Source organism: Corallococcus llansteffanensis (genome assembly GCF_003612055.1).
Taxonomy (GTDB): Bacteria; Myxococcota; Myxococcia; order Myxococcales; family Myxococcaceae; genus Corallococcus; species Corallococcus llansteffanensis.
Genome location: NZ_RAWB01000407.1, coordinates 1 through 8,996, shown reverse-complemented (window position 1 = coordinate 8,996; position 8,996 = coordinate 1). Strand labels below are relative to the sequence as shown.

Below are 8,996 nucleotides of genomic sequence, written 5' to 3'. Positions count from 1 at the left end.
GGGGTCCGCGACGCGCCTTGGGGAGCGTGTTCCTGCCCGGGGGAGCGGTGAGCGCGCCCACAGGTTCGAACGCCGGAACGCGTGGCTGGGGGTCCGCGCGCTCCGCCGGTCGGACGGATCGGCATATTTTGTCGGGGGGAAATGGGGACGGGCAGTCGCGGGAGGGCGCCTACGGGGGTGGGCGCTCTCCCGCATTTTTTGTCCCGCGGCGCTTCAGTGCGCGTCCGCCCAGCTCTTCCCGGAGCCCACGTCCACCTTGAGCGGCACCTTCAGCTCGGCGACGGCGCTCATGCACCGCCGGGCCAGGGCCTTCACCGCCTCCACTTCCGCGTCCGGCGCCTCGAAGAGCAGTTCGTCGTGAACTTGGAGGAGCACGCGCGTCTTCAGCTTCTCCTGGCGCAGTGCCGCGTCCACCGCCAGCATCGCCTTCTTCATCAGGTCCGCGGCGGTGCCCTGGATGGGCATGTTGATGGCGGCGCGCTCGGCGGCCTGGGCCACGCCCCGGTTCTTGGACAGCAGGTCGCCCATCAGGCGGCGGCGTCCGTAGAGCGTCTCCACGTAGCCCACCTTGCGCGCCTTCTCCACGGTGTCCTCCAGGTACTGGCGGATGCCCGCGTACCGGGTGAAGTACCGCTCGATGACGTCACGGGCACTCTCCTGGGAGATGCCCAGGCGCGTGGACAGGCCGTGCGCGGACAGGCCGTACGCGATGCCGAAGTTCACCGTCTTCGCCACGCGGCGCTGCTCGCGGTCCACGTCCTTCGGGCTGATGCTGAAGATCTCCGCCGCCGTGCGGCTGTGGATGTCCTCGTCGTCGAGGAAGGCCTGGATGAGCACCGGGTCCTCGGCGATGTGCGCCAACAGCCGCAGCTCCACCTGCGAGTAGTCCGCGCTGACCAGCTGGTGCCCGGCCTCCGCCACGAAGGCGCGGCGGATCTCCCGGCCCACCTCGGTGCGGATGGGGATGTTCTGGAGGTTCGGGTCGGACGAGGACAGCCGGCCGGTGGCCGTGGCCGCCTGGTGGTACGTGGTGTGGACGCGCCCGTCCTTCGCAACCAGCGTGGGCAGCGTGTCCAGGTAGGTGCTCTTGAGCTTGGACAGGCCCCGGTACTCGATGAGGGCCCGCGCCAGCGCGCTGCCGTGCTCCTCGGCCAGCTTCTCCAGCACCTCCTGATCCGTGGACGGCCCCGTCTTGCCGCGCTTGAGGATGGGCAGCTTCAGCTCCTCGTACAGCACCTGCGCCAGCTGCGGGTTGGAGCCCAGGTTGAAGACGTGGCCCGCGGCCACGTGGCACTCCGCCTCCTTCGCCTTCACCTCCACGTCCACGCGCTCGGAGGTGCGCGCAAGCTCCGTCACGTCCAGCTTGACGCCCTCGCGCTCCATGCGCGCGAGGATGGGCAAGAGGGGCAGCTCCAGCGTGCGCGCCAGCTCCGCCAGCCCGCCCAGCTCCAGCTCGCGCCACAGCTCCGGCGCCAGCCTCCGCGCCGCGTCCGCGCGCACCGCGTACGCCGCGGCCACCTCGTCCGGGCCGTGGTCCGACAGTGCCCGCCCCTTCTTGCCCTCCACCGACGCCGGCAGCGCCGGCAGCTCCGAGCGCAGCCGCTCCCGCGCCAGGTCCGCCAGCGCGTGCTCGCGGCGCGACGGGTTGAGCAGGTAGCTCAAGAGCTCCACGTCGTCGTGCGCGCCCTCCAGCGGCAGGCCCTCGTTGGCCAGCACCAGCGTGAGCGCCTTGAGGTCATGCCCGCCCTTCTTCACGGCCGCGTCCGCCAGCACGTCCTTCATCACCGAGGCGAACGCCGCCACCGGCATCTGGGCCGCGCCCAGTTGCTGGTGCCGCAGGGGCACGTAGCGCGTGGTGCCGTCCGGCAGCGCCATGCCCAGGCCCACCAGCGGGGCCGCGAAGGGCAGGCCCTCGTAGGCAGGCACCAGCGTGACGGCCCCGGCCGCGCGCGCCGCGTCCGCCAGCGTCTTCAGCTCCGCCTCGGTGGTGACGAGCGTGGTGGTGGTGACGAGCGGCGGCACCTCCGGGCGCGGCGTCTCCTCCGCCGGCAGGTCGCGCAGGAGCGCGAAGAACTCCAGCTCCGTGAACAGGTCGCGCGCGCGCGTGGAGTCCGGCGGACGCCGCGCCAGGTCCTCCAGCTTCACGCCCAGGGGCAGCGTGGTGTTGAAGGTGACGAGCTGCTTGGCGCGCAGCAGGCTGTCGCGGTGGGACTCCAGCGCCGCGCGGATCTTCGGCTTCTTCACCTCGTCCAGCCGCGTCAGCAGCGTCTCCACGTCGCCGAACTGGTGCAGCAGCTCCACCGCCGTCTTGTCGCCCACGCCCGGCACCTTGGCGACGTTGTCCACCGCGTCGCCCACCAGGGCCAGGAAGTCGCGCACCTGCCGGGGCAGGATGCCCATCTTCTCCTGCACGTCCACGACGGCCAGGCGCTTGTTCTTCGCCGGGTCGAAGAGGGTGATGTCCTCGTCGACGATCTGCATGAAGTCCTTGTCGCTGGTGACGACAAGCACCTGGAAGCCCTCGGCCTTGGCCTGCATCGCCAGCGTGCCGATGACGTCGTCCGCCTCCCAGCCCTCCGCGTCCAGCGAGGCCAGGTTGAGCACGTCGCCCACCTTGCGGATGAGCGGGAACTGGGGCGTCAGGTCTTCTGGCGGCGCCTTGCGGTTCGCCTTGTACTGCGGGTCGATCTTCTGGCGCTCCACGCGGCCCGACTTGTCGAACGCCAGCGCCACGTGCGTGGGCTTCAGCTCCTGCAGGGCCTTGAGCACCATTCGGGTGAAGCCCAGCACCGCGTTGGTGGGCACCCCCTTGCTCGTCGTGAGCGGGGGGATCGCGTGGTAGGCGCGGAAGATGAAGCCAGAGGCGTCGAAGAGGGCCAGGCGGCGCTCGGAGCGCGGGGGGCTGGTGTCGGCCATCCCCCGTCCCTAGCGCGCCTCCCGCTCCCTGTCCACGAAGCCCCTCACCGGCACTTCAGCTCCTGCTTCTTCGTCGCCACCATCTCCGCGATGCCGTCACCCGCCACCGCGAAGTCCTCCACGATGGACAGGTCCTGGCAGCCGGCCACCTCCGACAGCGCCTGCTGCGCCTGCGTCGAACAGAAGGCCACCGCGCGGTTGAGGTCCGTGTTGCCCTTGTAGAACTCGAAGCCCAGCTTCCAGATCTTGCAGCCGCGGCGCTTGTCCTCGCGGTCCGCGAAGTGCTTGCCGCGCTGGTACGCCTTGGCCGCCATGTCCTGGAAGATGTTCTTCCGGTAGAAGGACAGGTGCGTCTCCGCCAGGTCGCCCATCAGGCGCTTGTCCGTCGCCAGCGCTTCCTTGAACGGCGTCACCGCGCGCTCGGGGTCCTCGTTGGTGAGCGCGCTCTCGCCCGTCTTGAAGAGCTGATCCACGTTGGACACGTCCCGCATCAGATCGTCCGCCTGGGCGTGGAACTGCGCGGAGTCTTCCTTCGAGCGCAGCTTCTGCAACGTCGCCAGCGCCTCGCTGCCGCGGCCATTCCAGTAGTCCATCATCGCCGCCTGCATCAGCTTCGGGCTGTAGCGGCTGTTCATCATGGCGCGCACTTCGCCGGCCTGATCCGGCCCCAGGTTGTCCTCGGTGAGCACGTCCGACACCGGGCAGGTCCACGGCGCCGCGTTGCGGTCCAGCTTGAGCCGGGCCACCAGGAACTTCACGAACATGGGGTCCTTGGGCCGCCACTCGTTGCGGCGCAACCCACCCTCCAGGCGGAGCGTCTGGCCCAGCGGCGGCTCCATGTCCTCCTTGCTCTGCTTCTGGCACCACACTTCCATGAAGTCCTGGCAGCGAGGCACGGCGGCCTTCCACTGCGCGTTGCCCAAGTAGCGCTTGCAGTCGTCCTTCGCGCGCTCCACGAACCGCTCGGCGGACTCGCGTGCCTTCGCGCGGGCGCGGCGGAAGTACTCGCTCTCCTTCGGAATCTTGCGCAGCGCGAGCAGGGCCTCCTTCTCGCGGTTGAGCTCGACGGACTTCTTCGCGAACTCGAAGTTCTCGAAGGCCTCCTTCTCCAGCTTGATGCGCCGCACGAGGTTGTTCGCCTCGGCGTTGATGGGGTCGATGTCCAGCGCCTTCTCACACGTCTGCTCGGCCCGCTCCCAGTTGGGCGGCCCCACGTCGTTGGACGCGTAGGAGCGGCACTCGCTGAGCAGCTCCTGCACCTGTTGCGCGGGGTCCTGCGACACGGCCTGGGTGGGCTTCGGGTTCTTCGAAACGCCCGGCGCGAAGGACACCTTCACCACCGCCGCCACGGCGAACAGGGCCACCACGCCGCCGACGATGACGGCCACCTTGCGCCGGTTGTCCGTCGCGGGCTCCGCCCGGCTTCCCCGCCGGGGCGGGACGCCCGCGCCCGTGCCCGGACGCCGCGCGGGCGTGTCGGAGGCCTCGTAGGCCATCTCCACCACGCCGAACTGGAGGACGTCGCCGGGCTGGAGGTCCACGAACTCCTGCCCCAGCAGCTCGCCGTTGAGCAGCGTGCCGTTGGCGCTGCCCAGGTCGCGCGCCCTGACGACGTTGCCCTCGCGCTGGACCTCCGCGTGCTTGCGGCTCACCGAGTCGTCATCCAGCATCACCACCGCTGGCGGCGCCCGGCCCACCAGCAGCGTCGCGGTGATGGGATAGGACTTGCCGGCCCACGGCCCCGTCATCCCCTTGAGCACCGGGCCCGCGCCCACGCCCGCGACCACGCCGGTGGGCAGGGGCCGTTGAGGCCGCTTCGCCAGCGCCGCGCCCGCGGGCTTCGCGGCCCCGTTCGCGGTGGCCTTGGCCTTGATGCTGGGCATCGCGCGCGTGCCCTTCACCGGGGCGTCCGCGAGCGTCTCCGGGTCGCCCATCCCGGGCGGAGGCGTCGCCGTCCTGCGGCCGCTGGAGCCCTTGGCGCTGCCCTTGAGCTTCATCTCGTAGTCGCCCAGCAACACCTGGGAGCCCGGCATCACCGCCGTGGGCCCCTCGATGCGCTCGCCGTCCACGAACGTGCCGTTCTGGCTGTTGCCGTCCTCGATGTAGACGGTGCCGCCCTCCACGTAGACGCGCGCGTGCTGCCGCGACACGCCTCCCTCCGTGAGGACGAGGTCATTGCCCTGCTGGCGGCCGATCTTCAGCTCTCCAGCGATTTCGTGCTCGTGCTCAGTGCCGTCAGGGTGACGGACGACCAGGGTTGCCATGGGCGCGTCAGTCCTCGCGGAAGATGCTCATGTTCACCGGAAGGCCCTTGCGCTGAAGTTCGTCATAGAACTTCGGCACGAAGCCCGAGGCCACGTAGCGGCCCCGCACCTTGTGGTCCTCGGTGAAGCCATCCTGCTTGTAATAGAAGATGTCCTGCAGGGTCACGATGTCGACCTCCATGCCGGACACCTCCGTGATGTAGCAGATCTTGCGAGAGCCGTCGGAGAAGCGCGTCTGCTGCACGATGAGGTGCACGGCGCTGGCGATCTGCTCGCGGATGGCCTTCACCGGCAGCTCCATGCCGGACATGAGCACCATCGTCTCCAGCCGCGCGATGGCGTCACGCGGCGTGTTCGCGTGCAGCGTGGTGAGCGAACCGTCGTGGCCGGTGTTCATGGCCTGGAGCATGTCCAGCGTCTCGCCAGAGCGGCACTCGCCCACGACGATGCGGTCGGGCCGCATGCGCAGGCAGTTCTTCACCAGCTCGCGGATGGTGATGGCGCCCTTGCCTTCCAGGTTGGGCGGGCGGCTCTCCAGCTGCACCCAGTGGTCCTGCGGAAGCTGCAGCTCCGCGGCGTCCTCCACCGTGATGATGCGCTCGCCTTCCGGGATGAACGAGCTGATGATGTTCAGCGTCGTCGTCTTGCCGGAGCCGGTGCCGCCGGAGATGACGATGTTGCGACGCGCCGTCACGCACATCTCCAGGAACTCGGCCATCTGCGCGGTGACGGTCTTGTACTTGATGAGATCCTGGATCTTCAGCGCGTCCTTCTTGAACTTGCGGATCGTGATGCAGGGCCCCTTGAGGGCCAGCGGCGGGATGATGGCGTTGACGCGGCTGCCGTCCTTGAGGCGCGCGTCCACCAGCGGGCTCGACTCGTCGATGCGCCGGCCGATGGGCGCCACGATGCGCTCGATGACGCCGAGCACCGCCTGGTTGGAGGAGAAGGTCTTCTCCGACAGCGTCAGCTTGCCCCGCCGCTCGATGTAGATCTGGTTGGCGTGGTTCACCATGATCTCGCTGATCTCTTCCGACGCGAGGAACGCTTCCAGGGGCCCCAGGCCCAGCGCCTCGTTGATGACGTCGGTGAGCAGCTCCTCGCGGTCCACGTCCGTGGGAAGCTCTCCGTCCGCTTCCATCTGGTCGATGATGTCGCGGATGGCCTTCTCGGTGCGGCGCCACAGCTCCTCGTCCCCGAGCCGGTCCATGTCCATGCGACGCAGGTCCAGGTACTCGATGAGCCGGTCGTGGATCTCCTTCTGGAGGCGCGAGTAGCGCTCCAGCTTCGGGTCCACCTTCTTCTTGTTCTTCGCCATGGCCGCGGCCATGGACGCGGGCATGCGGCTGGGGGCGGCGACGGGAGCGGGAGCTTCCTCCTCCTCGTAGGCCTCCTCTTCCTCGTAGGCCTCTTCCTCCTCGTAGGCCTCCTCGCCCTGCTCCTCGTCGTAGCCCTCGTCGGCGTGCGCCTCCTGCGACGCGTCCTCCAGCGCTTCCACGTTGAGGATGTAGTCGCCGATAGAGACCTGGTCCGTGGGCTTGAGGACCATGGGTCCGGCAATCTTCTTGCCGTTCACGAAGGTGCCGTTCGTGGACTTCATGTCCACGATGATGAAGCGTCCGTCCTTCTCGACGATGCGGGAGTGGTACTTGGAGACGTTCCCCTTCCCGAGGACGATGTCATTGCCGGCGAGCCGGCCAATCGTCACCTCGTTCTTGGGGTATTCCCGCTGCTCCGTCCCGCCGCCCTTCTCCGCCAGGGTGATGAGAAACATGGGTCGGGATGCTACCAAGCCCTCCTGCGACCTCAAAGACTCCTGCGACGGTCGCTCGCCTGCCCGCAAGCTCTCGGGCCGGCCCCCTCCCCCCTGCTGGAGGGGAGCGGGGCCGGCCCGGGAGTCGGAACCAGTCGCTGAAGGGGGCGCCCAGGGCGGGCGCGAGCCTCAGTCGAAGATGTTGAAGTTCACCTCGGAGCGGGCCTGCTTGTAGCGGGTCTTCACGTCCTCGATGATGCTCCGGACCTTGTCCGAGTCCGGGTTCACGATGCGCGGGGTGACGAAGATCACCAGCTCGCGCTTGGTGGAGTCGAACGCGCGGTTCTTGAACAGCTCGCCCACGATGGGGATGTTGCCCAGGCCCGGCAGCTTCGCGACGGCCTTCTGCTCATCGTGGCTGAACACGCCCGACAGCACGATGGTCTCACCGTGGCGCACGGTGACGTTGGTCTTCACCTTACGGGTGCGGAAGCCGGGGATGGCGGAAGAGCCACCGAAGGACACCGACACGGAGGTGTCGATTTCGGACGCCTCGGCCTCCACCTCCGTCTGGATGTTGCCGTTGCGGTCCGCGGTGGGGCGGATGTTCAGGATGACGCCGTAGGGCTTGTACTCCACCGTGAACTGCGTGTTGGTGATGAGCGGGATGGGCACCTCGCCGCCGGCGAGGAACTCCGCCTTCTCACCGCTGGCGCACACCAGCTTGGGCTGCGCCAGCAGGCGGCCGTAACCGTCGTTGGCCTGGAAGCCGATGCTCAGCTCGGACGAGCCCACCGCGCCCAGCGTGAGGCCCGCGATGGCGTCCCCGCCGGGGATCAGCCCCTTGGTGAGGTCCACCGCGGCCGAGAGGCCACCGGTGATGTCCGTGGGGTACTTGATGCCGTAGCGGTCGCGGCTGTTGCGGCGGATTTCGACGAACTGGACCTCGGAGAGGATCATCCGCTTGATGCCGACGACGAGCAGGTTCTCCACCTTCTCGCCAATGGCCTTGGTGATGAGCTCCGCCTTCTGCAGGTCCTGCTGGCTCTCCACGGAGCCCTCCAGGAAGATGGTCGCGCCCACCACGTTGGCCTGCACGTTCTTCAGGCCCGCCTTCTGGAAGGCCGCGTTCAGGTTCTGGGCGACCAGCTTCTTGGCGTTGGGGGCGATCTTCACGAACGACTTCACGTTCGGGTAGAGGCTCACCACCTGCTCGATGCGGTCCGCGTCCTGCGTCGTGTAGGCCTGACCGTCCAGGTAGATGCGATCCCCCACCATGCGCACGGACACGCCTTCGATCTCGCCCAGCAGGCGCTTGATCTCGGAGATGACCTCGTTGGGGTCCTGCTTGCGGACCGTGACCAGGTAGCTGATGCGCTGGCCCGAGGACTTCCAGACGAGCAGTGTCGTCTTGCCCTCCTGCTGGCCGGTGACGAGCAGCTGGCCGGTGCCCAGCGTCTTCACCTCGGCGATGGACGGGTCGCCCAGCGCGACGCGGCTCAGGCCGGGGATGGTGAGCACCTTCTGCGTGCCAACACCGAGGCTGACGGTGCTGCCCTCCTGGGCCAGGGCGGGGGCACTGGCCACCAGGGTGACGAGGGCGCCAAGTGCGACGGCGTGCGTGAAGCGCGTGGACATCGTGTGAATCCCCTTCTTGCGTGAGTGCGCGCTGACGGCGGCGCGCTATCCCAGATGTTGTTGCTGCCACCACATGGCCCAGAAAGTCCCGAGCGCGATGGAGACGCCGTAGGGGATGTGTCGCACGGGAGCGGGAGAGGTTTCCTCGCGCAGCAACTTCGCCCGCACCGCCCAGCGACGGGCCACCGCCGCCAGCGTGTCCCAGACGGCCCCCTGCCACAGCAGCGTGACGACCGCCTGCAGCGCGCCCACCAACGAGATGAAGGCCGCCGCCGCGAGCACCGCCGGGAACCCCAGCACACAGCCCACGCCCGCCATCAGCTTGACGTCACCCCATCCCATGCGCCCGCGCAGCGCACCGGGCACCAGCAGCAGCGCCAGTCCCGCGCCCGCGAGCGCCCCGCTCACCATCCCCGACTCCAGCC

The 8,996-nt window shown here is 68.7% G+C and carries 5 protein-coding genes; all 5 read right to left on the bottom strand.

What is annotated here, in order from left to right; translation table 11 throughout:
* Nucleotides 1-213: 213 nt before the first annotated feature.
* Nucleotides 214-2,916 carry a DNA polymerase I gene (polA, locus tag D7V93_RS29975; protein ID WP_120646645.1) on the bottom strand — a complete coding sequence of 901 codons (2,703 nt, stop codon included), beginning with the start codon at nucleotides 2,914-2,916 and terminating at the stop codon, nucleotides 214-216.
* A 44-nt stretch (nucleotides 2,917-2,960) separates the two neighbouring features.
* Nucleotides 2,961-5,180, bottom strand: coding sequence for an FHA domain-containing protein (locus tag D7V93_RS29970; RefSeq protein WP_120646644.1), 2,220 nt, complete (start codon nucleotides 5,178-5,180; stop codon nucleotides 2,961-2,963).
* 7 nt (nucleotides 5,181-5,187) lie between these two features.
* Nucleotides 5,188-6,954, bottom strand: coding sequence for a TadA family conjugal transfer-associated ATPase (locus tag D7V93_RS29965; protein WP_120646643.1), 1,767 nt, complete (start codon nucleotides 6,952-6,954; stop codon nucleotides 5,188-5,190).
* A 168-nt stretch (nucleotides 6,955-7,122) separates the two neighbouring features.
* Nucleotides 7,123-8,571: a type II and III secretion system protein family protein gene (locus tag D7V93_RS29960; RefSeq protein WP_120646642.1), complete on the bottom strand. Its 1,449-nt coding sequence runs from the start codon at nucleotides 8,569-8,571 to the stop codon at nucleotides 7,123-7,125.
* A 45-nt stretch (nucleotides 8,572-8,616) separates the two neighbouring features.
* A partial coding sequence (locus D7V93_RS29955) for a prepilin peptidase (protein WP_147451404.1) occupies nucleotides 8,617-8,996 on the bottom strand: 380 nt, incomplete at its 5' end.